The sequence below is a fragment of the Paracoccus haematequi genome, assembly GCF_900631945.1.
GTDB classification, from domain to species: domain Bacteria; phylum Pseudomonadota; class Alphaproteobacteria; order Rhodobacterales; family Rhodobacteraceae; genus Paracoccus; species Paracoccus haematequi_A.
Window position 1 is genome coordinate 34494 of record NZ_UZWE01000026.1, and the last position, 23697, is coordinate 58190.

A 23697-nucleotide genomic window follows, 5' to 3' on the forward strand; every position below is an offset into this window, starting at 1 on the left:
GCGCTGCCCCCAATCGCCTGCGGCGATTTCCCCCGGGATATTTGAACCAAGGCAAAGAGGAGATGCGTCCTTTGCCTTGGCGGAACCGTCGCGGTCAGTCGGGCTTGCGCGCTGCCGCCAGGCCGAACTGCCGGTGGCGTTCGCGGAAGCGGGCGCGGTCGTCCGGGGAATATTCCTTGATGCAGCGGTGGCAGCAGACGCCATCCTCGTATTCGGGACGCTGGCGATCCTCGGGCGCCAGCGGGCGGCGGCACGCGTGGCAAAGCCCGTGGCGGCCCGGCCGCAGGCCGTGGGTCAGGCTGACGCGCCGGTCGAAGACGAAGCATTCGCCCCGCCACAGGCTGTCATCCTCGGGCACCTGTTCCAGATATTTCAGGATTCCGCCCTTCAGATGGAACACCTGATCGACCCCTTGAGACAGCAGATAGTTCGTCGATTTCTCGCAGCGGATGCCGCCGGTGCAGAACATCGCCACGCGCTTTCCCGCGAACCGGGCCGCGTTGGCTTGCCACCAGGCGGGAAAGTCGCGGAACGACCGGGTGCCGGGATCGACAGCGCCCGCGAAGGTGCCGATCTCGACCTCGTAATCGTTGCGGGTGTCGATCACGGCCACGTCCGGGGCGCTGATCAGCGCGTTCCAGTCGGCCGGTTCGACGTAATGGGCGACCGAGGCGCGGGGATCGACATCGGGCTGGCCCATCGTCACGATTTCCCGCTTCAGCCGCACCTTCATCTTGCCGAAGGGCATCCGGTCGGTCGGGCTTTCCTTCCACTCCATATCCGCGCAGCCCGGCAGGGCGCGGATATGGGCCAGCACCGCATCGACGCCCGCCCGCGTTCCGGCGATGGTGCCGTTGATCCCCTCGGGCGCCAGCAGCAGGGTGCCCTTGACGCCATGGCCGCAGGCCAGCTTGGCCAGCGGCGCCCGAAAGGCGGCGGGGTCGGGCATCCTGGTGAAATGATACAGCGCAGCGACGATCAGCATGGGGGCGGCCATAGCCAGCATCCTGCGGCCTTGCAAGCCATTGACCCCGGCCGCGGCAGTTCCTAGGCATGGTCCACCGTGCAGCAAGGGGGATGGGATGGCACGCGCCCTGATCGTCATCGACATGCAGGCCGATTTCTGCCCCGGCGGCGCCCTTGCGGTGACGGGCGGCGATACCATCGTGGGCCCCATCAATGCGCTGATGGCCGGTTTCGACGCGGTGGTGCTGACCCAGGACTGGCATCCCGCCGATCACGCCAGCTTCGCCGCCAACCATCCGGGCGCGGCGCCGTTCAGCGTGACGGACATGCCCTATGGGCCGCAGGTGCTGTGGCCCCGCCATTGCGTGATCGGCACGCCGGGCGCCGATTTCCACCCTGGTCTGGATCTGTCCCGCGCCGACCTGGTGATCCGCAAGGGCTTCCGGCCCGCCATCGACAGCTATTCCGCCTTCTTCGAAAACGACCGTCAGACCCCCACTGGCCTGGCCGGATACCTGCGCGACCGGGGGCTTTCCGACCTGTCCTTCGTCGGCCTTGCCCATGATTTCTGCGTCGCCTGGAGCGCGGTCGACGCCGCGAAACTGGGCTTTGCCGCCACCGTGATCGAATCCGCCACCCGCGCCATCGACCTGGACGGCAGCCGCGACCGAGCCCGCGCCGACATGCGCGCCGCCGGCGTCAACCTGGAGTGACCGATGGCCGATATCGCCACCCGCGTCTATAACCACAAATGGAAGATCGACCCGATCGTCCGGTCGCTGATCGACACCGACTTCTACAAGTTGCTGATGTGCCAGTCGATCTTTCGCAACCGGCCCGACACTACGGTCCGTTTCAGCCTGATCAACCGGACCACCCGCATCCGCCTGGCCGACCTGATCGACGAGGGAGAGCTGCGCGAACAGCTGGACCATGTTCGCGGCCTGTCGCTGACGCGGGGCGAATCCACCTGGCTGCGGGGCAACACCTTCTATGGCAAGCGCCAGATGTTCCGCCCCGATTTCATGGAGTTCCTGGAAAACCTGCGCCTGCCCCCCTATCAGCTGGAAAAGCGCGACGGCCAGTACGAACTGACCTTCGAGGGCCGCTGGCCCGAGGTGATGCTGTGGGAAATTCCCGCGCTTGCCATCCTGATGGAATTGCGCTCGCGCGCCGTCCTGACGACGCTGGGCCGATTCGAATTGCAGGTTCTCTATGCCCGCGCCATGACCCGGCTGTGGGAAAAGATCGAGATCCTGCGTACCCTGCCCGACCTGCGCATCGCCGATTTCGGCACAAGGCGGCGCCACAGCTTCCTGTGGCAGGACTGGGCCGTCCAGGCCATGATCGAGGGCCTGGGGGAACGCTTCACCGGCACCTCGAACTGCCTGATCGCCATGCGCCGCGATATCGAGGCGATCGGCACCAATGCCCATGAACTGCCGATGGTCTATGCCGCGCTTGCCGAAACGGACGAGGATCTGCGGCGCGCCCCCTATGAGGTTCTGGCCGACTGGCACGAGGAGCATGACGGCAACCTGCGCATGATCCTGCCCGACACCTACGGAACCGAAGGTTTCCTGAAAGGCGCGCCCGACTGGCTGGCGGGCTGGACGGGGATCCGCATCGACAGCGGCGATCCGGCGGCGGGCGCGGAAACCGCGATCCGCTGGTGGCAGGACCGGGGCGAGGATCCGCGCCAGAAGCTGGTGATCTTTTCAGACGGGCTGGACGTGAAGAAGATCGTCGAGCTGCACCACCAATTCCATGGCCGGGTCAAGGTTAGCTTCGGCTGGGGCACGCTGCTGACCAACGATTTCCGGGGCCTGGTCGCGGGCGACGGGCTGGCGCCCTTCAGCCTGGTCTGCAAGGCGGTCTCGGCCAACGGCCGCCCGACGGTCAAGCTGTCGGACAATCCCGCCAAGGCGACCGGCCCGGCGGACGAGATCGCCCGCTATCGCCGGGTCTTCGGCGTGGACAACCAGGCGCGGATGGACGTGGTGGTGTAACGCGCCTCCTCAGGCCCCCATCAACCACAGCATCGCCAGGCAGCACAGCCCGCCCAGCAGCGCGGTGATCGGCACCGTCACGACCCAGGCCACGGTGATCGTCGCCACATGGCTGCGGCGGATCAGCTGGCGCCTTTGCCGTTCCTCGGCCGGCAGGGCCGCGCGACGGCGGTCGGCGCGGCGGTCCAGCATCTCTCGCACGAAGCCCACGCCGAAGACCCCGCCCACCGCGACATGGGTCGAGGACACCGGCAGCCCCCAGCCCGAGGCGAACAGCACGATCATCGCCGTCGCCAGCGTGATGCAGAAGGCGCGGGCCGGGTTGAGCCGGGTGATCCCCTCGCCGATGACGCCGACCAGCCGACGCCCGAACAGAAGGGCGCCCAGGGCGATGGCGGTGCCCGCCAGGGCCAGCAGCAGCAGCGGGACGGGCAAGGGATCGCGGTGCGGCGGCGACAGGATGACCAGCAGCGGCCCCGCCACGTTGCCCGCATCGCCCGCGCCATGGGCAAAGGCCATCATCACGGCCGCGAACAACAGCGGCTGGCGCAGAATCCGCTTCATGCCGGGCCGGTCGCCCCCCGCCTCGGCCAGGACCTGCCCGACGCGGCGGCGCATCAGCAGCATCGCCGCCAGGCCCGCCGCCGCGCCGGGCAGCAGCGCCTGGGGAAGCCGCAGCGACAGGACGGGAACCAGGGTGGCGACATAGGCCGTGAACAGCCCGACCATGGCGCCGATCAGCGGCGGCAGCCAGGCACGGGCAGCGCGGCTGCGATCCGGCGCCTCGGCCACCTTGATGCGCAGCAGCGCCAGCAGAACCCCGGCCAGGATCGCGGCGGCCATGGGTGTCAGGATCCAGGCCAGCGCCATCATCGCGATGCCGCCCCAGGACACCGCCGCCGACCCGGCCGCCGCCAGCCCGGATCCGGCAATCGCGCCCACGATGGAATGCGAGGTCGAGACCGGCAGGTTCGCCCCCGTCGCGACCGTGATCCAGCCCGCCGCCGCGATCAGCGCGGCCAGCATCACGATCTGCCCGCCCGCGCCGGTCAGCACACGGACGTCCACGATCCCCTCGGCCAGGCGATGCGTGACGACATGGCCTGCCAGCGTCGCGCCCGCGATCTCGGCCGCCGCCACCAGCGCAAGGCCCGGCCCGATGGCGATGGCGCCCGCCCCCACCGCCGGACCAAGCGAGTTGGCGATGTCGTTCGCACCGATCGACAGACCCAGCCAGCCCGCCACGATCAGGCCCGCGCCGACCAGGACCAGGCCGGGTTGCTGGCCCGTGATCCCGAGCGCCAGGAAGATCAGCGATACCGCCAGCAGGATACCCGCGCCCAGCCGCAGGACCGGACGGACGGCATGGAACTGGGCGGATTCCGCGACGGTGATCCGACGCAGATCCCGGTCAAGAACATCGAATTGGCGGTCGGGCGGCCTCATGCCCCGTTGTCAGCCGGGTATCGGCGGCAATGCAAGCAGGATTTCCCGCAGGCCTCGTTCCGCAACCAGGCGTGCGGCGTCGGCCGGGGCGAACCAGCGGCGCTTGCGCTGCTTCGCCTCGGGGAAATCGGCGCGCTGGCGGTCGGCCTCCAGCAGGAAGACGCGAACCTCGATGGGGACGGAAAAGCCCCGATCCTGTTCCTTGTCATAGCGATAGCGGCCCAGTTCGGCGTCCTGCACCCGCCCCTCGACCCCCGCTTCCTCCCAGGCCTCGGTGGCGGCGGCGGCAGGCAGGCTCTTGCCCTCCATCGGCCAGCCCTTCGGAATCACCCAGCGCCCGGTTCCGCGGCTGGTGATCAGGACGACATCGCCGGTCCTGGTGCAGCGGCAGACCGCGCCGACCTGCAAGGCAGGCGGCCGCCGCCCGATCAGCAGGCCCAGCGACTGGCGGATCGCGTTCATTCCCCCTCCTCTACCCTGCCGCGCAGGGCCTTGACTTCCCCCCTGGTGGCCTTGGCCTTCAGGCGGCGCTGCTGGCTGCCCCAGGTCGGCTTGGTCGCGACCCTGGGCCGGGCAGCCTCGGTCGCGCGCCGGATCAAGTCGGCCATCCGGTCGCGCGCGATTTCCCGGTTCCGCGCCTGACTGCGGGTTTCCTGCGACAGGATCACCACCGCGCCGTCGCGTGTCCAACGCCGCCCCGCCAGCCGTTCCAGTCGGCGCTTGACCGCATCGGACAGGTTGGGCGAGCGCGCGGCTTCGAACCGCAGTTCGACCGCGGTTTCGACCTTGTTGACGTTCTGCCCGCCCGGTCCCTGGGATCTGGTGAACTGTTCGGTCAGCTCCCACTCCTCGATGGTGATGGTGTCTGTGATATGCAGCATAGCTGCGGAATATGGCACGGAAAGGCGCCGTGACCAGCGCCGTCGATGAATAAAACGAATTGTTTAAGAAATGGTTTCCGTACCCGTCAGGCGTGCGCCTTCGCTTTCGGGCCAATGGGCGAAGGGCAGGACCGCGCCGTTGCGGCGGCTGTCGCCTACGCGGGCCAGATCGACATCGGCCATCACCCAGCCCGGCTGATCCATCGGGCCTTCGGCGATGATGCCGGTTTCCGGCCAGAACCCGTCCGGCGGGCCATAGATCGCCGCCCGGCCCCGGTTTTCGTCCAGCGCGGGCATCCAGTCGCAGGCTCCGACCGTGGGCGCCTGGACCACCACGCATTGGCTTTCCAGCGCCCGCGCCATCGCGCCGATCCGCACGCGGGAAAAGCCCGCGACCGTATCCGTGCAGCTTGGCACCAGCAACAGTTCCGCCCCCGCCTGAGCCAGCACCCGGCCCAGCAACGGAAATTCGCTGTCATAGCAGATCAGGACGCCGATCCGGCCCAGGGCCGTGTCGAAGACCCGCAGGCCCGGGGCGCCCACCACATCCCAGTCCTCGCGCTCGAACCGGGTCATGATCTGCTTGTCCTGATGGCCGATGACGCCCTGCGGTCCATACAGCACCGCGCGATTGACCGGGCGCGGGCCGTCGAAGACCGGACCCGAGGCGCCGAGGATATGGCAGCCATGCCGTGCCGCAAGGTCGACATGCAGCGCCTGGACCTGCGGCCAATGCCGGGCGACCTCGTGCAAGGATGCTTCCAGATCGCCTGCCACCTCCGGCCCGCCCAGGGACGCAAGCTCCATCGCGGCATATTCGGGAAAGACCAGCAGGTCGGCGTCCGCCGCATCCGCGACCCAGCGGGTCAGCTTGGCCCGGTAATCGGCGAAGCTGCCGAACCAGTCGACCGGATAGGCGGCGGCGGCGATTCTCATAGCGGGCGCATCCAGAATTGCAGGGGCTTCTCGGTCTCCGCCGCCTCGCCCAGATCCTTCCACGAAAACCGGGCGATGACGCCAGGCAGCGGCGCATAGCCGCGCTTGCGCCAGAAATCGTCCAGGGGGCGGTAATCGGCGGGCCGGGCCGGGTGGTCGGCGGGGCGGATCACGCTGCAAAAGGCGCTGAAGGTCAGGCCCAAGGCGCGGGCATGGGCCTCGCGCGCGTCGAAGAAAGCATGGCCGATGCCCTGGCCGCGATACTCTCGCAACAGCACCGATTCCGCGCAATAGAAGATCTGGTCCAGCGGTTCCGGCCGGTCCTCGAAGGCGGCGGCGAAATCGGCGGCGTGATCGACCATCGGCGCCCCGGTCGCGGCCCCCACCACGCGGGCGCCGTCCATCGCCGCCACGACAACCGCGCCGGGCGACTGATAGGCGCGCAGGTAATCCTGTTCGTAATCCTGATCCCCGTCATAAAGATAGGGGAAATCGTGGAACACCCGGATCCGCAGACGCGCGACGTCTTCCAGCGCCGCGCCAAGCGCCTCGCCGGTCAGGACGCGCGTCGTGACCGTCATTGGCTGACCTGCCGCGTCCAGTCGGCCAGGTTGTAATAGGTCGTGACCCGCGCGATCCTGCCGTCGCGGATGGTGAAGAACGTCCCGGCGGGCAGGCGATAGGTCTGGCCCTTCGCCTCGGGCAGGCCCTCGTCGGTCTTCAGATAGGTGCCGTTCACCACGAATTCCGCCGCCGCGCGGTCGCCCGCCTCATTGGCGAAGATCACCATGTCGGTCAGGCTCTCCTTGTAGCTGTCGGTCATGTGGCGGTTGAAATCCGCAAACAGCGCCTTGCCCTTGCGGATGCCGCCTTCGTTGACATGGTGCTCTACGTCGTCATGCAGCAGGGCCAGCATCTCATCCGTGCGGCCCGCGTTGAAGGCGTCGTAATAGGCGGCGATCAGCGTCTTGGTGTCCATCGGCATCCCTCCTTGGTCGGGAACGGTTCTAGCGTCCTTCGCGTTTCGCGTCACCTAGATCAGAAGGACCAGATGCGCCTTGAAATTCCATGGCGTCCTGCTAGCGCTTGGTCTGTTCGAAGTTCAGCAAGGATTTACCCCATGAGCGACAAAGGCAACCTTGGCCATCGCGAGATCACCTGCTTCAAGGCCTATGACGTTCGGGGCGAACTGGGCAAGAATCTTGACGCGGACGTGGCCTATCGGATCGGCCGGGCTTTTGCGCAGGCGCGGGGGGCCAAGCGCGTCGTGGTGGGCCGCGACAGCCGCGAGACCTCGCCCGAACTGGCGGCCGCGCTGATCGAGGGGCTGACCGATGGCGGCGCCGACGTGCTGGATCTGGGCCTGGCGGGGACCGAGGAGGTCTATTTCCACACCGGCTTCCACGACACCGATGGCGGGATCGAGGTTACGGCGTCCCACAACCCGATCAACTACAACGGCATGAAGATCGTCGGGCGCGGATCGGCCCCGCTGGATCCGGCCACCGAACTGCCCCCGATCGTGGAACTGGCGGCCAGCGGCGTCTTTGCGCCCGCCGAAAAGGGCAGCGTCACCGATTTCAGCCATGCCCGCGCGGAATACGCCAAGGCAATGGCGGATTTCGTCGATGTCTCGGTCCTGAAGCCGATGAAGATCGTGGTGAACGCCGGAAACGGTACGGCGGGACCAACCTTCGACGCCATCGCGGCCGAGCTGGAAAAGCGGGGCGCGCCGCTGACCTTCGTGCGGATGCATCATAACGTCGACAGCAGCTTCCCGAACGGCATCCCGAACCCGCTGCTGCCCGAGAACCAGCCCGTCACGGTCGAGAAGGTCAAGGCCGAGGACGCTGATCTGGGCGTCGCCTGGGACGGCGATTTCGACCGCTGCTTCTTCTTCGACGAGAACGGCCGCTTCATCCCCGGCGAATATATCGTCGGCCTGCTGGGCGCAGCCTTCCTTGAGAAAAGCCCCGGCGAAAAGATCGTCCACGACCCCCGCGTGATCATGAACACCCGCGCCATGATCGAGGAAGCGGGCGGCGAGGCCGTGGTCAGCAAGACCGGCCACGCCTTCATCAAGCGCAAGATGCGCGACGTGGGTGCGATCTATGGCGGAGAGATGTCGGCCCACCATTATTTCCGCGACTTCTATTACTGCGACAGCGGCATGATCCCCTGGTTGCTGATGATCGAACTGCTGTCGCGCAAGGGCCAGACGCTGGCCGAGCTGCTGGAAGAACGGATGCGGCTGTACCCGTCCTCGGGCGAAACGAATTATCACATCGACGATCCCGACGCGGCGATCGCCCGACTGATCGCGAAATACGAACCGCAGGCCGAAAGCCGCGACGACCTGGACGGCGTGTCGCTGGATTTCGGCACCTGGCGCTTCAACCTGCGCAAGTCGAACACCGAACCCGTGGTGCGGCTGAACCTGGAATCCGACGGCGACGCGGCTTTGGTCCGCGAAAAGCAGGCGGAACTGGCGGCGTTGTTGCAGGCGTAGCCGCTGGTGGCGTCGCGTGCCCCCCGCTTTAGACCTGCCCCTCCTTCGCTGTAAGGTCCACCGGACCTTTTTCCGGTCTTTCGGAAGCCCGCGGGATGTTTGGGCGAAGATGAAAACGGGCGGCTAGGGCATCAGACCGAAGCCGAAGGCGATATAATCGCGCAGGTATGCCGCCTGCGCGGCCTCGGCCAGCCGGGGATCGCGCAGCGCATCCGGGATGGGGGCGGGCGTCACGGCGTCCGGGTCGGCGTCCGACAGTCCGGTCGCGCGCGCCAGATGGCGCAAATCCTCGGCCAGCCGATCTTCGCGGACCAGCATGTCGGGGACGGCGAAGCGGGCGAAGCCTGACAGAACCTCGCTTTGGCTGGCCCAGATCGGCTGGGTCGGCAACGAGGTCTGGCCATTCAGATTGCGGCGCAGGAAACCCAGGAAATCGGCGAAAATGGCGACACGATCGTCTCGGGCCAGCCGCGACAGCGCATCGTCAGGCGGCAGGGACACGCGATGCAAGCCACGCAGCACCTCGCGCTCTTCGGGCTTGCCGCGCGTCAGCAGGTGATCGAAGGCGTCCCAGGCCCGCAGCAGGGGGTGGCGCAGCACGGTGAAGCTACGATGGCCGGGACGGGCGCGTTTCCATTGTCGCAGGCCGGATTAGGTAAAGGCGCCCTCGACCGGGCCAAGCGCCGCCAGCCAGTCGCGGATCGCCCGGCCCGGTCCCCCCCTGACCGGCATGAACAGCAGCCCCCGGCCCGCATCGGCAGCCAGGAAGCTGGGCACGGCGGGGCCGCGCCGGGGTTCGAAATGGGGGATGCGATGCAGCCCGAACGGGTCGATACCGCGCAGGTCGTCCTGCATGGAGTCGAAATTGGTGACCTTCTGCGCCAGTTCCTGCGGGTTTTGCGGCACCTGATCGCGCGCCGGCTCTACCCGCTCCAGATCGGTCCGGCCCAGCCAGTGCAGCAGCCCGGTCATCACCCCGGCATCGCGCAGATCCTCGTAATCCAGATGGAAGGCCGCCTGCCCGGTCGCCTGCAACCGGCCGGCTACATGGCGCCTGAAATCCTCGGCCGCGGACAGCATCCTGCGGAATTCCTCGCCGTCATAGGTGATGCGCGCCGGGATCGGCACCTCGGATTCGTTCAGCTTCCACTGGTTGGTCTCCCAGGCCAGACGGGTCGAGACATAACTGTCCAGCGGATTGCGCGTCAGGATGATCTTGGCGCAGGCCCGGTCCGCGATGACCGGCTCCAGCACGCGGGGATCGTGGTCGTGGAAATAGCGGAAGCCCGGCAGGTGGCCCGGCTTGTCGGTCAGCCGCGCCAGCAGGGGCAGCGGATCGGCCTCGCGCGCGGCGCGGGTGACGCCCAGCATCTCGTCCTTGTCGGGCCAACCCATCATATAGGGGTTGAACGCCTCGCCAAAGCAGGTGACGCCCCGCACGGCGTTCAGCGTCGCCTCCAGCAGATTGGACCCGGTGCGCATCCCGGCGAAGATGACGAAGCTGCGAAAGCCCTGGGTCATTCGGCGGCTGTCCTTTCGGTGATCGGCAGATCGGCGGCGGGCAGATCCTCGCCGGTCAGGCGGGGCCGCAGGCCAGAATTGCGCAACCGGCGCAGCATCCCGTCCAGGCCGGTCGGGTCGCGCATCGCGGGCAGCGCCGCCACGGGCACGGAATGCGGGTCGATCTGCAACAGGACATCCTGGAGGATCGGCAGGGGATGGCGCAGGAATTCGCCCAGGTCGTGATGATGCAGCCGGGCGCGAACCCACAGCGAATTCAGCACATCTAGCTGTTCCAGCTCGATCCGCTGCAACTGCGCGAAGACCCGGCGCACGTCGTCGAAGGGCATCCCCGAATGCAGCAGCGGCAGCTTCCAGGCGCCGGTCACGACCAGCATATGCGCATTGGGGTCGGTGGCGATGAACCAGTTCAGCGCCTGGTTGTCGCGCGGGCTGAACTGGAACACCTGCATCCGGTCGGTGATGCGGATCAGCGAGGTCAGGAAGCCCTGCGGATCGCGGTCGCGGATCCGCGGATCGGCCGAGATCGCCCCCGGCCCGATGCGCGGGCGGCCCGCGAATTCGACGCCTTCGGGTCCGAACAGGTGGCCGTGGACATCGCAGGACAGATGCCCGCGCAGCCAGCCCTCGAAATCCGGGAAGATGTCGGTCAGCCCCTGGATGACCGCATAGGGGGCCGAGGTCTTGCCGTTTTCGGCGTCCTTGCGGGGAAAGCGGCTTTGCATGTACAGCCCCGGCCGCCCCAGGACGCGGCGGCGCACCGTCTGGTCGATGATCCGCGACATCCGCGCCGGTTGCGGCGGATCGACCCGCGGCCGGCCGTCGACCGGCAGCGGAAAACGCGACAGCAGCCGCGACGCCCCCGGCCAGATCTTGCGGGCGACGAAACAGCGCGAATCGGCCAGCATGTCGAGATGGTCGTCATACAGAAGATAGGGCCGCCCGGTATGGTCGAACTTGGCCATGGTCAGCGACCCGCTTTCCACTTGGGCCGAATGGCGGCGCACCAGCGTCTGGAAATAGCTTTCGTCCGGGATCCAGGTGAAGCGGAAGAAGCGGTCGAATTCTGCGCGCCGCGGATCCTCCAGGATGGCGCGCAGGGTCCGCGCGGTCAGGCACCACCACTGCGACCCCAGATGCGGCGACAGTCCAGAGGGCATCCGGCGGCAGATCCCGCGCCGGCGCTGCCAGGCGACGAAGCGGTCGAACAGCCAGCGGCGGCGCTTCCAGTCGAAGGGGAAGAACAGGGTGAAGCGTTCATGGCTCAGGCCGCCGACGGTCCAGCCGACATCCCGGCTGCTGACGCTTTCGATATGGTCGCGGTCGGGATCGGCGGCCAGATAGGCGGTCAGTTCGGCAATGGGCCGCAGCGGCAGACAGGCGCCCGAGGCCAGATAGACATGGGTCGTGTCGGGAAAGCGCGCCAGCAGGTCCGTCGCCGCGTCCTGGGTGGCCCGCACCAGGCTGAAGCGGCCCCAGGAACAGCGGTGGCGGCGGGCGACGAAGATGATGTCGCCGCACTCGGCCAAAGCCCTGCGCAGTCCCCCCAGCCGCGCGGCCGAGACCTTGGCATCGACATGGACCGCCACCCGCGCGCCGCCATCCGCCCAGATGCGCGCCAGCCGCGCGACCAGGTCCAGATCGCCATGGCACAGCACCACCACCCCCAGGCGCACCGCCGCCGTCATGCCCAGTTCCCGCGAGAGATCAGGCCCAGATCCTCCAACTGCCGCCAGTCGCGGTATTCGCGCGATTCGCTGCACCACAGGTCTGCGCCCCGATGCAGGCCGTCGTGATAGGCGCGGTATTCCCGGCTGTCGCCGTAATGCTGCCGCCGATCAAGTTCCTCGGCCGACTTGGCGGCGAAGCTGGACAGGAACTTGGCGTGCAGCAGACAGCCCGAGATCAGCTCGCCCCCGTCCTCGTCATAGACCAGGTTCAGGCCGCGCGGCAGCAGCATGTGGGTCGAACTGACATAGGCATAGCGCGCGTCCCATTTCACCAGCGGGATCTTGTTCAGCGCCGGGCTGGCCAGCGGGTCATGGGAAAAGAACGCCCGCCTGCGGGGTCCGCCCTGGATCCACAGGTTGCCGAAATAGGCGTTCTTCTGGATCGAATAATTGGCCGGATCGAACCAGCGGGCGACCGCGAAGGGGTCCTGGCCTTGGGCGCAGAGGGCCTCCTCGATCGGGCCCTTGGGATACATGTCCAGCAGCATCGCCGGAAAGGACCGCCGCCCGGCCGACTCCAGCCAGCTTGTCAGCGCCGTCAGCGGACGCTGATCCATATGCGGATAGACCAGGAATTCGTCGGGATCGACCGTCAGACACCAGTGCCCCCGGCCATGGCGCCGCAGCAGCGCGTTCATCCAGTCCATGCCGAATCGCGCGGCCTTGTAGCTGGCATCGGTCCACCACAGCGACACGTCGGGCTGGGCGCGCAGGTAATCGGCGCCGCCGTCGCTGCTGTCGTTGTCCACCATCAGGAAGTGGCGCACCCCCAGCCCACGATAATAATCCAGGAACCAGGGCAGACGCGCGCGTTCGTCGCGCAGGGTGACAAGGCACAGAATGTCGCCCGGCCCGATCCGGCGGGTGCGGTCCGACAGCGCGCGCAGGGCACCGCCGCCCAGGATGCCGCGCGCGATCAGGCGCTGGCGTTCCGCACGGCGGCGCAGGCGGCCGACCAGGGGATGCCCGCCTAGGCCCCGCATCGCCGCCACCCCTGCCGATCCCCACCCTGACGCCTGCCTGTCATGATGCCCGAATGCGTCGAATACACGCATTTGGCAAGAGCGTTGATCGCCCCTTCAACCGTCGGACGACAGCCATGCTCCTCGGCCCATCAGCCGCAGGTCAAGCAACTGCCGCCAGCCGGAATATCGGACGGATCCGCCATGCCACAGGACCGGCGCCGCCGCGACGGCGCGATGATAGGGGCGATAGCCGTCCGGATCGACGAAATGCTGCCGCCGGACCAGTTCCTCGGCGGCGCGGGCGGCGCTGTCGGGCAGGAACTTGCCATGCAGCAGCACCCCGGACAGGCGCGGATCGCCGGGGCCGTCATATTGGTCGTTCAGCCGGGGCGGCAGCAGCGAGTGAGTCGAGTTGACATAGACATAGCGCCGGTTCCACCGCACCAGAGGCAGCTTGTTCAGCGTCGGTCCCCGGTCCGGCTCGCCGGGAAAGAACACCCGTTCGCGGACCCCGCCATGCAGGATGCGGTTGCGCCTGGGCGACATCACGCGGCAGCGATAGGGGGCGGGATCGAACCAGGGCAGCCGGTCGGCCAGGGGCGCCTGCGGTCCGGCCTCGGCCCGGTCCAGCGGGCCGCGCGGATACAGATCCAGCATCATCGCCCCCATCGCCGGGCGGCGGGCGGCGTCCAGGTGCGCGGCCAGGTGCGGCAGCGGGCGGCGGTCCCAATCGGGATAGATCAGCAACTCGTCTGCATCGACGGTCAGGCACCAATGGCCGTGGCCGTGCCCGAACAGCAGCGCGCCCAGCCAGTCCATCCCGAACCGCGCCGCGCGATAGCTGCCGGGCGCCTGCCACAGCGACACGTCGGGCTGGTCGCGCAGCAGGCGGTCGCTGCCATCGGTGCTGGCATTGTCGACGATCAGGAAATGCGCGACGCCCAGCCTGCGGTAATGATGCAGGAATTCGGGCAGGCGCAGGATTTCGTTGCGGATAGCCGCGAAACACAGGATGTCGCCGGGGCGGATCGCCGCAGTGCGATCCGCCAGGGGGATCAGGTCACGGCCCGCGCGCAGGCAGCGCCACAGCAGCGCGCGTCGTTTCCAGCGCAGGCGCCAGGCCGACCAGGCGCGCCGCAGGGCTGGCGGGCCGCCGGTCACGCCTGGTAAGAGCCGTTCTGATGCCAGCGCCAGGCATCCGCGATCATCTGCTTCATGGTGGACCGATGCGGCTGCCAGCCCAGCTCCGCCTTGGCCCGGGTGCTGCCGCAGACCAGCTTGACGGCATCGCCGCCCCGGCGCGGGCCGTCCACCATCGGCACCGGGCGGTTGGTGACATGGCGGGTCGCGTCCACGACCTCGCGGACCGAGAAACCGTCGCCGGTGCCCAGGCAGAAGACCCGGCTGGCCTTGCCCGCGCGCAGCCATTCCAGGCCCCGGACATGCGCATCGACCAGATCCATCACATGCACATAATCGCGGATGCAGGTGCCGTCAGGCGTCGGATAGTCGGTGCCATGCACCGTCAGCGCCGCGCGCTTGCCGTCGACCGCATCCAGGATCAGCGGGATCAGATGGGTTTCGGGGCGGTGATGTTCGCCGACCTCTCCGTCGGGATCGGCGCCCGCCACGTTGAAATACCGAAAGATCACCGAGCGCAGCCCGTGGGACGCGCCGAAATCGGCCAGCATGTCCTCGATCGCGCGCTTGCTGGCGCCATAGGCGTTCAGCGGCGCCTGGGGCGTGTCCTCGTCCAGAACCTCTCCGTCGCGGTCGCCATAGGTCGCGCAGGTGGAACTGAAGACGACATCCAGGCAGCCCGCGTCGATGGCGGCCTCGATCAGGTTCAGCGATCCGCTGACATTGTTGCGCCAGTACTTGCCGGGTTCGGCCATCGCCTCGCCCACCTGGCTGAGGGCGGCGAAATGCAGGACGGCGGCGGGGCGATGTTCGGCGAAGGCCGCGTCAAGCGCCGCCCGGTCCAGCAGGTCGGCCTGCACGAAGGGTCCGAACTTCACCGCATCGCGCCAGCCGGTCGAAAGATTGTCCAGCGTGACGGGCCGATAGCCCGCCGCAGCCAGCGCCTTGCAGGCGTGCGAGCCGATATAGCCCGCACCGCCTGTCACCAATACCGTTCGCGACATGCGTTTATTCGGCGGCCCGGCGCATCGACATGATGTCGTGCAGGTATTCGGCGAATTCTTCCTTCAGCTCGTCACGCTCGAGCCCGAAGGCCACGGTCGCTTGCAGGAAGCCCGCCTTCGATCCGCAGTCGAAACGCTGGCCCCGGAAGCGCAGGCCGAACACGTCGCGGCCTGCCGCGATGTCGTCGGCGATGGCGTCGGTCAGCTGGATTTCCCCGCCCGACCCGGCCTTCAGCTTGTTGAGGTTCTGCATCACCGTCGGCGCCAGGATATAGCGGCCGATCACCGCCAGGTTCGACGGCGCGGTGCCCAGCGGGGGCTTTTCCACCATGCCGCGCGCCCTGACGATGGCGCCCATATCCTCGGCCACGTCCAGGACGCCGTAGGCCTGGGCCTTTTCGGGCGCGACCTCCATCGTGGCGACCATGCTGCCGCCAGTCTCGCCATAGGCCTCGATCATCTGTTGCAGGCAGGGGGGTTCGCCCATGATCACGTCGTCGGTCAGAACCACCGCGAAGGGTTCGTCATCGGCCAGCAGGCGGCGCGCGCACCAGACCGCGTGGCCCAGGCCCAAGGCCTTGTGCTGGCGGATATAGGCGATGGCGCCCGATTCCATGTTGGTGCCGCGCAGGGTTTCCAGAAGCTCGGTCTTGCCGGATTTCTTCAGGCTGCTTTCCAGTTCGTGCGCGTGGTCGAAGTAATCCTCCAGCGCGCCCTTGCCGCGAGAGGTGACGAAGATGAATTCGGTGATGCCGGCGGCCCGCGCCTCGTCGATCGCGTATTGGATCAGGGGCCGGTCGACCAGGGTCATGATCTCTTTCGGGATGCTTTTCGTGGCGGGAAGGAAGCGTGTCCCCAGACCAGCCACGGGGAAGATGGCCTTGGTAACTTTACGAGTCATCGTGCTGACACCTTTTTCGATCTTTCGCGGCGGACAATGGCCCGACACAGCTTAACGCTAAGTCATCCACAAACGCTGCATCTGCAAGCCGCATCATAACGGCGTCGGCAACTTGGCGCCAATGCAATCGCAGAAAAGCGGAACGGATTTACAGCGAATGCTGCCGATTGTGGAAAACCGCGGGATCTCAATCCAGGTTCATCGCCTGCATCATCGCCTCCAGCCGCGGCACGTCCTGGGGATTGTTCAGTTCCCAGAACTGCCGGCCGCGTGATTCGACCTGAACGCACAGGATCCGGCGGCCGCGTTCCAGGAACCGCAACTGCTCCAGCCCCTCCAGCCGTTCCAGGGGGCCTTCGTCCCAGGTCGCGTATTCGGCAAGGGCTGGGGGGCGATAGGCATAGACGCCCACATGGTGAAAGACCGGGCTGGGATCGTCGTCGCCGAACGGACCCGCCGCGAAGGGGATCACTTCCTTCGAGAAATACAGCGCCTGCCGGTCATGGCCGAAGACCGCCGTGGTCCCGCCCACCCGGCCCGCATGGCGGTCGGCGATCAGGTCCGCGCGCATCCGCCCGGTGCAGCGCAGGACCGGGGTCGCCACGTCCGATTGCGGATCGGCGCGCAGACCCGCCACCAGTTCCTCGACGAACCAGGCGGGGGTCAGGGGCGCGTCGCCTTGCAGGTTGACCACGATCTCGGGCGTCAGGCCCAGGTTGGCCACGGCTTCGGCGCAGCGTTCGGTGCCGTTGCGGCAGGTCGTGGCGGTCATCACCACCTGCGCGCCGAAGCCCTGCGCATGGTCGCGGATTCGGTCGTCGTCGGTGGCGACCACCACCCGGTCGACGCCCGTCACCGCCATGGCCGCGTCCCAGCTGCGCCGGATCAGGCTGCGCGCCTGGCCGGACGCGCCGCGCAGGTCGACCAGCGGCTTGCCCGGATAGCGGGTCGAGGCGTGGCGCGCGGGAATGACGATCAGGACCGACATCAGGCTTTCACCAGCAGCACGCCTGGGGCGAAGGCGATGAAGAACGGGTTCTCGAACCCCGGCTTGCCATAGGCCAGCGGCGTGTGGTCGTCGAAGCGCACCACCTCTCCGCCCGCGCCGCGCAGCACTGCGTCACCCGCCGCCGTGTCCCATTCCATCGTGCGGCCCAGGCGCGGATACAGATCCGCCTCGCCGGTCGCCACCAGGCAGAATTTCAGCGAGGATCCCGCGCTGGCCATGTCGCGCACCGCATATCGGGCGATGTAATCGTCGGTCGCCGCATCGCGATGCGACTTCGAGGCCACCACCATCAGCCCGCGATTGTCCGGGATCGGGTTCACGCCGATGGGCACGACCTGGCCCGGCTCGTCCCCGAACGGCCCCGTCTCCTCGACCGAGCGGCCGTCGGCGGTGGTATAGAACAGCCGCCCCTTGGCGGGGGCATAGACGACGCCCAGCCGCGGCACGCCGTTTTCGACATAGGCGATGTTGACGGTGAAATCGCCGCGCCGCTGCACGAATTCCTTGGTCCCGTCCAGCGGATCGACGATCAGGAAGGTCTGCGCCGTGCGGGCATGGCTGGCGGCCTGTTCTTCGGTGATCAGGGGGATGTCGGGAAAGGCCTGGGACAGCCCGGCCGAGATCAGCGCATCGGCGGCCTCGTCCGCGGCGGTGACGGGCGAATCGTCGGATTTGGCGCGAACGTCGAAATCCTCGGCCTGATAGATCTCCATGATCCGGGCCCCGGCCTGCAACGCCAGGCGCCGCATCTGTGCGATCAGTCGTTCCAATTCCATCTTCTTTCCTTCCCGCACGGCCCGCCTGGCGCGGTCCCGCCGATTGTGACGGGCACCAATCCCCCTTATGATCGCGGCCGACGGCTTGGGCAAGCGCCCCAAGGTCGCAGGCAGGGGCGGCGCGGGCTTTGTTCAACCAGCGAAAGACCAGAACGATCGTCCAGGCCGCCGGCGCCACGCTGGGCCTGATCTATCACCAGACAGTCTACAACCTGCGCAACGACCATCGCAACGCGGTGGTGGGGCTGCTGCTGACGATCCTGCAATCGGCGATCTTCATGATGGCCTTCCTGCTGATCTATCTGGTCATGGGGGTGCGCAACTCGCCCATCCGGGGCGATTTCATGCTGTACCTGATGTCGGGCATCTTCATGTTCATGGTCCATGTCCAGACATCGGGCGCGGTGGCGGGCAGCCATTCGGTCTCGGGCGGGCTGACCAAGCACGAACCGCTGAATCCGGCGGTCCTGATCGCCTCGGCCGCGCTGGCGGTGCTGTATCGCCAGACGATCAGCTGCATCGCGATCCTGTGGCTGTATCACGTCCTGGTCGCGCCCATCCATGTCGACTTCTGGCCCGGAAGCCTGGGGATGTATCTGCTGGCCTGGTTCTCGGGCGGGTGCATCGGCCTGATCTTCCTGGGCGTCCGGCCCTGGTCGCCGCGCGGATCGCGGCTGGTCACCACGGCCTATCAGCGCATCAACATGTTCGCCTCGGGCAAGATGTTCGTGGGCAACGTGGTTCCCAACGCGCTGCTGCCCTGGTTCATCTGGAACCCGCTGTTCCACATCATCGACCAGCAACGGGGGTTTCTGTTCATCAACTACACCCCCCTGAAAACCGATCCGCTTTATGCGCTGTGGTTTTCGCTGGCGGCGATGATTGTGGGGCTGCTGATCAACTTCACCACCCGCAAATACGAATCCCTCAGCTGGACGGCGGCCGATTGATCGCGCGCAAAATGCCCGCATCGGGCGCTTGCGGGGCTTGAAACCATCCCTATATACACCCCCGAAGCGTCCGGGTTCCCGGACCTGGAACCGCATTTGGGATCGGGCCTCGGGGGCCATAACGGACCTGAAGCCCTCTGGAATCGCCGCAAGAAGGAAACAAGCATGTCAAAAGTCATCGGCATCGACCTCGGCACCACCAACAGCTGCGTCGCGATCATGGACGGCAGCCAGCCCAAGGTCATCGAGAACAGCGAAGGCGCCCGCACCACGCCCTCCATCGTGGGCTTCACGGATGGCGAGCGCCTGGTCGGCCAGCCCGCCAAGCGCCAGGCCGTCACGAACCCCACCAACACCGTCTTTGCCGTGAAACGCCTGATCGGCCGCCGCATCGGCGACGAGGCCGTGGAAAAGGACCGCAAGCTGGTTCCCTATGCCATCGTCGACGGCGGCAACGGCGACGCCTGGGTCGAGGTGAAGGGCGAGAAATATTCCCCCGCGCAGGTCAGCGCGATGATCCTTCAGAAGATGAAGGAAACCGCGGAAAGCTATCTGGGAGAGCCGGTGACGCAGGCCGTCATCACGGTCCCCGCCTATTTCAACGACGCCCAGCGTCAGGCCACCAAGGACGCGGGCAAGATCGCGGGCCTGGAAGTCCTGCGCATCATCAACGAGCCGACCGCGGCCGCGCTGGCCTACGGGTTGGACAAGAAGGACAGCAAGACCATCGCCGTCTATGACCTTGGCGGCGGCACCTTCGACATCACCATCCTGGAAATCGACGACGGCTTGTTCGAGGTGAAGTCCACGAACGGCGACACGTTCCTGGGCGGCGAAGACTTCGACATGCGGATCGTCAATTACCTGGCGGACGAGTTCAAGAAGGAACACGGCGTCGATCTGACCAAGGACAAGATGGCCCTTCAGCGCCTGAAGGAAGCCGCCGAAAAGGCCAAGATCGAACTGTCCTCGTCCTCGCAGACCGAGATCAACCAGCCGTTCATCAGCATGGACAAGAACAGCGGCACGCCGCTGCACCTGGTCATCAAGCTGACCCGCGCCAAGCTGGAAAGCCTGGTGGGCGACCTGATCAAGCGCACCATGAAGCCGGTCGCCGACGCCATCAAGGACGCGGGCGTGTCGAAATCCGACATCGACGAGATCGTCCTGGTCGGCGGCATGACCCGGATGCCCAAGGTGATCGAGGCCGTGACCGAGTTCTTCGGCAAGGAACCCCACAAGGGCGTCAACCCCGATGAGGTCGTGGCCCTGGGGGCCGCCATTCAGGCGGGCGTTCTGCAAGGCGACGTGAAGGACGTGGTCCTGCTGGACGTGACGCCGCTGTCGCTGGGGATCGAGACCCTGGGCGGCGTGTTCACCCGGCTGATCGACCGCAACACCACGATCCCGACCAAGAAGTCGCAGATCTTCTCGACCGCGGAAGACAACCAGAACGCGGTGACGATCCGGGTGTTCCAGGGCGAACGCGAGATGGCAGCCGACAACAAGCTGCTGGGCCAGTTCAACCTGGAAGACATCCCGCCCGCGCCGCGCGGGTTGCCGCAGATCGAGGTGACCTTCGACATCGACGCCAACGGCATCGTCTCGGTTTCTGCCAAGGACAAGGGCACCGGCAAGACCCAGAACATCACCATCCAGGCCTCGGGCGGTCTGACCGACGAGGATATCGAGCGGATGGTGAAGGACGCCGAAGCCAATGCCGAGGCCGACAAGTCCCGCCGCGAGCTGGTCGAAGCGCGCAACCAGGCCGAAAGCCTGATCCATTCGACCAAGAAGTCGCTGGAAGATCACGGCGACAAGGTGGACAGCTCGACCGTCGAGGCGATCGAACTGGCGGTCGGCGCGTTGGAGGAATCGCTGAAATCGGACGACGCGGGCAAGATCCGCGGCGGCATCCAGAACGTGATGGACGCGTCGATGAAGCTGGGCGAGGCGATCTACAAGTCGCAGCAGTCCGCCGCTGACGGCGGCGACGATGAGGGCGACCAGCCCCGCAACGTCGACGACGACATCGTGGACGCCGATTTCGAGGATCTCGGCGAAGACAAGAAGCGCGGCTGATCCGGGCCGCACCCTCTCGGGCCGGTCCGCCGAATGACGCGGGCCGGCCCTTTCGTTGGGGAACCAGACAGGACGAAACATGGCCAAGCGCTGCTACTACGAGGTTCTGGGCGTAACGCGCGGGGCCTCGGCCGAGGAAATCAAGAAAGCCTATCGCCAGAAGGCGAAGGAACTGCATCCCGACCGCAACAAGGACAATCCCCAGGCCGAAGCCCGCTTCAAGGAAGCGAACGAGGCCTATGATTGCCTGAAGGACGACCAGAAGAAGGCGGCCTATGATCGGTTCGGCCATGCAGCCTTCGAAGGCGGCGGCGGCGGTTTCGGCGGGCGCGGCGCACATCCGGGCGATTTCGGCACGGCCTTCGCCGATGTGTTCGAGGATCTGTTCGGCGACATGATGGGCCGCCGGGGCGGCGGCGGCCGGACCCGCGCGCAACGCGGCCAGGATCTGCGCTATAACCTGCGGGTCAGCCTGGAAGAGGCCTATACCGGCCTCAAGAAATCGATCACCGTTCCCGGCTCGATCGCCTGCGACGAATGCGCGGGCACCGGGGCCGAGGGCGCGACCCAGCCCGCCACCTGCCCGACCTGCGCGGGCATGGGCAAGGTCCGGGCGCAACAGGGCTTTTTCACCGTCGAACGCACCTGCCCGACCTGCGGCGGTCAGGGCCAGATCGTCAAGAATCCCTGCCAGGCCTGCCACGGTGCGGGCCGCATCGAACGCGAACGCACCCTGTCCGTGAACATCCCTGCGGGCGTCGAGACCGGCACCCGCATCCGCCTTGCCGGTGAGGGCGAGGCCGGGCTGCGCGGCGGTCCTGCGGGCGATCTCTATATCTTCATCGAGGTTCAGGACCACCCGATCTTCCTGCGCGACGGCAAGATCCTGGCCTGTCAGGTGCCCGTCAGCATGGCCACCGCCGCCCTGGGCGGCGAGGTCGAGGTGCCCACCATCGACGGCGGCCGCGCCCGCGTGAAGGTTCCGGCGGGCAGCCAGTCGGGCCGCCAGATGCGCCTGCGCGGCAAGGGGATGCCGCCGCTGCGCCACGGCCCCGGCGCCTCGGGCGAACCGGGCGACATGCTGATCGAACTGACCGTGGAAACGCCCGTGAACCTGACCGCCCGGCAGCGCGAACTGCTGCGCGAATTCGAGGCCGAGCAGGCCGACAACAGCCCCCAGTCTGACAGTTTCTTCAACAAGGTCAAAAGCTTCTGGGACGGCATGACGCGCTGATGCAGCGTTAACCTTTTCTTCACCGGCACGGGTCCATGCTGGCGCCATGGACCCGAATCGCACCTTTGGCGAAATGCCCCTGCCGCTGTTCGCGCCGGCCCCGGACGAGGCGCCGCCGCTGCCGCTGCCCCAGGGCAAGGCGCCGTCCTATCTGGCCGATCACCGCGCCCGGCTGCGCGACCGCTTCATGACCGGCGGCGCGGCGGCCATGCCCGATTACGAATTGCTGGAACTGGTGCTGTTCCGCGCCATTCCCCGCCAGGACGTGAAGCCCCTGGCCCGCCGGCTGATCGAAACCTTCGGCGACTTCAACCGCGTGCTGACCGCCCCCACCGCCCGTCTGGACCAGGTCGAGGGCGTCGGCCCCGCCGTGGTCACCGAACTCAAGATCGTCGAGGCCGCGGCGCAGCGCATGGCCCGCGCCCGCGTCATGCACCGCCCCGTCCTGTCCGGCTGGGACGCGCTGCTGGATTACTGCCACACCGCCATGGCGCATCGCGAGATCGAGCAGTTTCGTGTCCTATATCTCGACCGCAAGAACGTGCTGATCGCGGACGAGGAACAGGCGCGCGGCACCGTCGATCATGTCCCGGTCTACCCGCGCGAGGTCATCCGCCGCGCCCTGGAACTGAACGCCTCGGCGCTGATCCTGGTCCACAACCACCCCTCGGGCGATCCCACCCCGTCGGACGCCGACATCACCATGACCGCCCGTATCGCCCAGGCCGCCGACAGCATGGGAATCACCGTCCACGACCACCTGATCATCGGCAAGTCGCGCGAACTGTCCTTCCGCAGCCAGGGCCTGCTTTAGGTTTCTTCTTTGCGAAAATACCCTGGGGGGTGAAGGCCGCGCTAGCGGCCGAGGGGGCTGAAAGCCCCCTGCGCGCCCCGGCCCTGCGACGAAATGCCCGCGACAATTTTCCAACAGCGGCAGGGGAATGGACCGGCGGGGCGGGGCTTACCCGCTGGACTGACGCAGAATTGAAGGCTAGAACCGCGGGCGCGAAGGCTGCGACGATGCGCGGCCCGGATTGTCGTATCGGCCGGTCCCCGGCCCGAATTGGAGAATGACCCGTGTCCCACGCAGACGAACACGTAGGCACCCGGAGGGATTTCCTCTATTATGCCACGGCGGGCGCAGGCACGGTGGCTGCCGGAGCCGCCGCCTGGACGCTTGTGAACCAGATGAACCCCTCGGCCGATGTCCAGGCGCTCGCCTCGATCCAGGTCGATGTCAGCGGCGTCGCCGAAGGCACGCAGCTGACCGTCAAATGGCTGGGCAAGCCCGTGTTCATCCGCCGCCGCACCCCCGCCGAGATCGAGGCGGGCCGCGCCGTGGACCTGAACGACCTGATCGACCAGAACGCGGAAAACGCCAACAAGCCGGGCGAACCCGCGACCGACCAGAACCGCACCCTGGACGAGGCCGGGGAATGGCTGGTCCAGATCGGCGTCTGCACGCATCTGGGCTGCGTTCCCATTGGCGACGGCGCCGGCGATTTCGGCGGCTGGTTCTGCCCCTGCCACGGCTCGCATTACGACACCGCCGGGCGCATCCGACGCGGGCCCGCGCCGCAGAACCTGCATATCCCCGTCGCTGAATTCATCAGCGACACCACCATCCAACTGGGCTGA

General features: G+C 67.2%; 24 protein-coding genes. 8 read left to right on the forward strand and 16 right to left on the reverse strand.

All coding sequences use genetic code 11. The features are described from left to right. Positions 1-94: 94 nt before the first annotated feature. Positions 95-985, reverse strand: coding sequence for an oxygen-dependent tRNA uridine(34) hydroxylase TrhO (gene trhO, locus PARHAE_RS07175; protein WP_126154083.1), 891 nt, complete (start codon positions 983-985; stop codon positions 95-97). A 97-nt stretch (positions 986-1082) separates the two neighbouring features. On the opposite strand from trhO, the gene pncA reads away from it, so the two are divergent. Then, positions 1083-1679: a bifunctional nicotinamidase/pyrazinamidase gene (gene pncA / locus PARHAE_RS07180; RefSeq protein ID WP_126153930.1), complete on the forward strand. Its 597-nt coding sequence runs from the start codon at positions 1083-1085 to the stop codon at positions 1677-1679. A 3-nt stretch (positions 1680-1682) separates the two neighbouring features. Continuing rightward, a complete protein-coding gene (pncB, locus tag PARHAE_RS07185; RefSeq protein ID WP_126153931.1) occupies positions 1683-2975 on the forward strand; it encodes a nicotinate phosphoribosyltransferase in 1293 nt (430 codons plus the stop codon). A 9-nt stretch (positions 2976-2984) separates the two neighbouring features. Here the strand turns inward: pncB and PARHAE_RS07190 are convergent, their stop codons facing one another. The 6 genes from PARHAE_RS07190 to PARHAE_RS07215 form a co-directional block, all read right to left on the reverse strand. Continuing rightward, on the reverse strand, positions 2985-4421 hold the full coding sequence (locus PARHAE_RS07190; RefSeq protein ID WP_126153932.1) for an inorganic phosphate transporter: 1437 nt from the start codon (positions 4419-4421) through the stop codon (positions 2985-2987). 9 nt (positions 4422-4430) lie between these two features. Then, complete coding sequence (locus tag PARHAE_RS07195) at positions 4431-4883, reverse strand: NUDIX hydrolase (protein WP_126153933.1); 453 nt, start codon at positions 4881-4883, stop codon at positions 4431-4433. Continuing rightward, positions 4880-5302 (reverse strand): alternative ribosome rescue aminoacyl-tRNA hydrolase ArfB, encoded by a 423-nt coding sequence (gene arfB, locus PARHAE_RS07200; protein ID WP_126153934.1) that lies wholly within the window; start codon positions 5300-5302, stop codon positions 4880-4882. The genes PARHAE_RS07195 and arfB overlap by 4 nt, the downstream gene beginning before the upstream one ends. A gap of 63 nt (positions 5303-5365) precedes the next feature. Continuing rightward, positions 5366-6238 carry a carbon-nitrogen hydrolase family protein gene (locus PARHAE_RS07205; RefSeq protein WP_126153935.1) on the reverse strand — a complete coding sequence of 291 codons (873 nt, stop codon included), beginning with the start codon at positions 6236-6238 and terminating at the stop codon, positions 5366-5368. Then, entirely contained in the window at positions 6235-6819 is a 585-nt protein-coding gene (locus PARHAE_RS07210; RefSeq protein ID WP_126153936.1) for a GNAT family N-acetyltransferase, read from the reverse strand. The genes PARHAE_RS07205 and PARHAE_RS07210 overlap by 4 nt, the downstream gene beginning before the upstream one ends. Further along, positions 6816-7217 (reverse strand): ketosteroid isomerase-related protein, encoded by a 402-nt coding sequence (locus PARHAE_RS07215; protein WP_126153937.1) that lies wholly within the window; start codon positions 7215-7217, stop codon positions 6816-6818. The genes PARHAE_RS07210 and PARHAE_RS07215 overlap by 4 nt, the downstream gene beginning before the upstream one ends. Positions 7218-7358: 141 nt before the next feature. Here PARHAE_RS07215 and PARHAE_RS07220 point away from each other — a divergent pair, with 141 nt between their 5' ends. Further along, positions 7359-8747 (forward strand): phosphohexomutase domain-containing protein, encoded by a 1389-nt coding sequence (locus PARHAE_RS07220; RefSeq protein WP_126153938.1) that lies wholly within the window; start codon positions 7359-7361, stop codon positions 8745-8747. Between the two features lie 123 nt (positions 8748-8870). Here the strand turns inward: PARHAE_RS07220 and PARHAE_RS21970 are convergent, their stop codons facing one another. The 9 genes from PARHAE_RS21970 to cysQ all read right to left on the reverse strand — a co-directional run bounded on the left by PARHAE_RS21970 (position 8871) and on the right by cysQ (position 17793). After that, entirely contained in the window at positions 8871-9347 is a 477-nt protein-coding gene (locus tag PARHAE_RS21970) for a hypothetical protein (protein ID WP_338142919.1), read from the reverse strand. A gap of 51 nt (positions 9348-9398) precedes the next feature. After that, the gene (locus tag PARHAE_RS21975) at positions 9399-10268 is read right to left on the reverse strand and encodes a hypothetical protein (protein WP_338142920.1); all 870 of its coding nucleotides are present in this window, start codon (positions 10266-10268) and stop codon (positions 9399-9401) included. Continuing rightward, on the reverse strand, positions 10265-11956 hold the full coding sequence (locus PARHAE_RS07230) for a DUF5927 domain-containing protein (protein WP_126153939.1): 1692 nt from the start codon (positions 11954-11956) through the stop codon (positions 10265-10267). The genes PARHAE_RS21975 and PARHAE_RS07230 overlap by 4 nt, the downstream gene beginning before the upstream one ends. After that, complete coding sequence (locus PARHAE_RS07235) at positions 11953-12981, reverse strand: glycosyltransferase family 2 protein (protein WP_126153940.1); 1029 nt, start codon at positions 12979-12981, stop codon at positions 11953-11955. The genes PARHAE_RS07230 and PARHAE_RS07235 overlap by 4 nt, the downstream gene beginning before the upstream one ends. 96 nt (positions 12982-13077) lie before the next feature. Next, positions 13078-14124 carry a glycosyltransferase family 2 protein gene (locus PARHAE_RS07240; protein ID WP_126153941.1) on the reverse strand — a complete coding sequence of 349 codons (1047 nt, stop codon included), beginning with the start codon at positions 14122-14124 and terminating at the stop codon, positions 13078-13080. After that, entirely contained in the window at positions 14121-15107 is a 987-nt protein-coding gene (gene galE, locus PARHAE_RS07245) for a UDP-glucose 4-epimerase GalE (protein ID WP_126153942.1), read from the reverse strand. The genes PARHAE_RS07240 and galE overlap by 4 nt, the downstream gene beginning before the upstream one ends. 4 nt (positions 15108-15111) lie before the next feature. Beyond that, a complete protein-coding gene (locus PARHAE_RS07250; RefSeq protein ID WP_126153943.1) occupies positions 15112-16008 on the reverse strand; it encodes a UTP--glucose-1-phosphate uridylyltransferase in 897 nt (298 codons plus the stop codon). 187 nt (positions 16009-16195) lie between these two features. Continuing rightward, positions 16196-16996 carry a 3-deoxy-manno-octulosonate cytidylyltransferase gene (locus PARHAE_RS07255; RefSeq protein WP_126153944.1) on the reverse strand — a complete coding sequence of 267 codons (801 nt, stop codon included), beginning with the start codon at positions 16994-16996 and terminating at the stop codon, positions 16196-16198. Continuing rightward, on the reverse strand, positions 16996-17793 hold the full coding sequence (gene cysQ, locus PARHAE_RS07260; protein WP_126153945.1) for a 3'(2'),5'-bisphosphate nucleotidase CysQ: 798 nt from the start codon (positions 17791-17793) through the stop codon (positions 16996-16998). The genes PARHAE_RS07255 and cysQ overlap by 1 nt, the downstream gene beginning before the upstream one ends. 128 nt (positions 17794-17921) lie before the next feature. Here cysQ and PARHAE_RS07265 point away from each other — a divergent pair, with 128 nt between their 5' ends. The 5 genes from PARHAE_RS07265 to petA all read left to right on the forward strand — a co-directional run bounded on the left by PARHAE_RS07265 (position 17922) and on the right by petA (position 23697). Beyond that, a complete protein-coding gene (locus PARHAE_RS07265) occupies positions 17922-18743 on the forward strand; it encodes an ABC transporter permease (protein WP_126153946.1) in 822 nt (273 codons plus the stop codon). A gap of 165 nt (positions 18744-18908) precedes the next feature. After that, entirely contained in the window at positions 18909-20825 is a 1917-nt protein-coding gene (dnaK, locus tag PARHAE_RS07270; RefSeq protein ID WP_126153947.1) for a molecular chaperone DnaK, read from the forward strand. Positions 20826-20904: 79 nt separating this feature from the next. Continuing rightward, positions 20905-22059: a molecular chaperone DnaJ gene (gene dnaJ, locus PARHAE_RS07275; protein ID WP_126153948.1), complete on the forward strand. Its 1155-nt coding sequence runs from the start codon at positions 20905-20907 to the stop codon at positions 22057-22059. 46 nt (positions 22060-22105) lie between these two features. After that, complete coding sequence (radC, locus tag PARHAE_RS07280) at positions 22106-22873, forward strand: RadC family protein (protein WP_126153949.1); 768 nt, start codon at positions 22106-22108, stop codon at positions 22871-22873. A 263-nt stretch (positions 22874-23136) separates the two neighbouring features. Next, positions 23137-23697: a ubiquinol-cytochrome c reductase iron-sulfur subunit gene (petA, locus tag PARHAE_RS07285; RefSeq protein ID WP_126153950.1), complete on the forward strand. Its 561-nt coding sequence runs from the start codon at positions 23137-23139 to the stop codon at positions 23695-23697.

Coding starts and splice junctions, on each gene's coding strand:
- radC (WP_126153949.1), top strand. CDS start 22,106: ATGGACCCGAATCGCACCTTTGGCGAAATGCCCCTGCCGCTGTTCGCG.
- cysQ (WP_126153945.1), bottom strand. CDS start 17,793: ATGGAATTGGAACGACTGATCGCACAGATGCGGCGCCTGGCGTTGCAG.
- dnaJ (WP_126153948.1), top strand. CDS start 20,905: ATGGCCAAGCGCTGCTACTACGAGGTTCTGGGCGTAACGCGCGGGGCC.
- PARHAE_RS07230 (WP_126153939.1), bottom strand. CDS start 11,956: ATGACGGCGGCGGTGCGCCTGGGGGTGGTGGTGCTGTGCCATGGCGAT.
- arfB (WP_126153934.1), bottom strand. CDS start 5,302: ATGCTGCATATCACAGACACCATCACCATCGAGGAGTGGGAGCTGACC.
- PARHAE_RS07210 (WP_126153936.1), bottom strand. CDS start 6,819: ATGACGGTCACGACGCGCGTCCTGACCGGCGAGGCGCTTGGCGCGGCG.
- PARHAE_RS07215 (WP_126153937.1), bottom strand. CDS start 7,217: ATGGACACCAAGACGCTGATCGCCGCCTATTACGACGCCTTCAACGCG.
- PARHAE_RS07255 (WP_126153944.1), bottom strand. CDS start 16,996: ATGTCGGTCCTGATCGTCATTCCCGCGCGCCACGCCTCGACCCGCTAT.
- PARHAE_RS07235 (WP_126153940.1), bottom strand. CDS start 12,981: ATGCGGGGCCTAGGCGGGCATCCCCTGGTCGGCCGCCTGCGCCGCCGT.
- pncA (WP_126153930.1), top strand. CDS start 1,083: ATGGCACGCGCCCTGATCGTCATCGACATGCAGGCCGATTTCTGCCCC.
- PARHAE_RS07250 (WP_126153943.1), bottom strand. CDS start 16,008: ATGACTCGTAAAGTTACCAAGGCCATCTTCCCCGTGGCTGGTCTGGGG.
- dnaK (WP_126153947.1), top strand. CDS start 18,909: ATGTCAAAAGTCATCGGCATCGACCTCGGCACCACCAACAGCTGCGTC.
- PARHAE_RS07205 (WP_126153935.1), bottom strand. CDS start 6,238: ATGAGAATCGCCGCCGCCGCCTATCCGGTCGACTGGTTCGGCAGCTTC.
- trhO (WP_126154083.1), bottom strand. CDS start 985: ATGCTGATCGTCGCTGCGCTGTATCATTTCACCAGGATGCCCGACCCC.
- PARHAE_RS07195 (WP_126153933.1), bottom strand. CDS start 4,883: ATGAACGCGATCCGCCAGTCGCTGGGCCTGCTGATCGGGCGGCGGCCG.
- PARHAE_RS07190 (WP_126153932.1), bottom strand. CDS start 4,421: ATGAGGCCGCCCGACCGCCAATTCGATGTTCTTGACCGGGATCTGCGT.
- PARHAE_RS07220 (WP_126153938.1), top strand. CDS start 7,359: ATGAGCGACAAAGGCAACCTTGGCCATCGCGAGATCACCTGCTTCAAG.
- PARHAE_RS21975 (WP_338142920.1), bottom strand. CDS start 10,268: ATGACCCAGGGCTTTCGCAGCTTCGTCATCTTCGCCGGGATGCGCACC.
- galE (WP_126153942.1), bottom strand. CDS start 15,107: ATGTCGCGAACGGTATTGGTGACAGGCGGTGCGGGCTATATCGGCTCG.
- pncB (WP_126153931.1), top strand. CDS start 1,683: ATGGCCGATATCGCCACCCGCGTCTATAACCACAAATGGAAGATCGAC.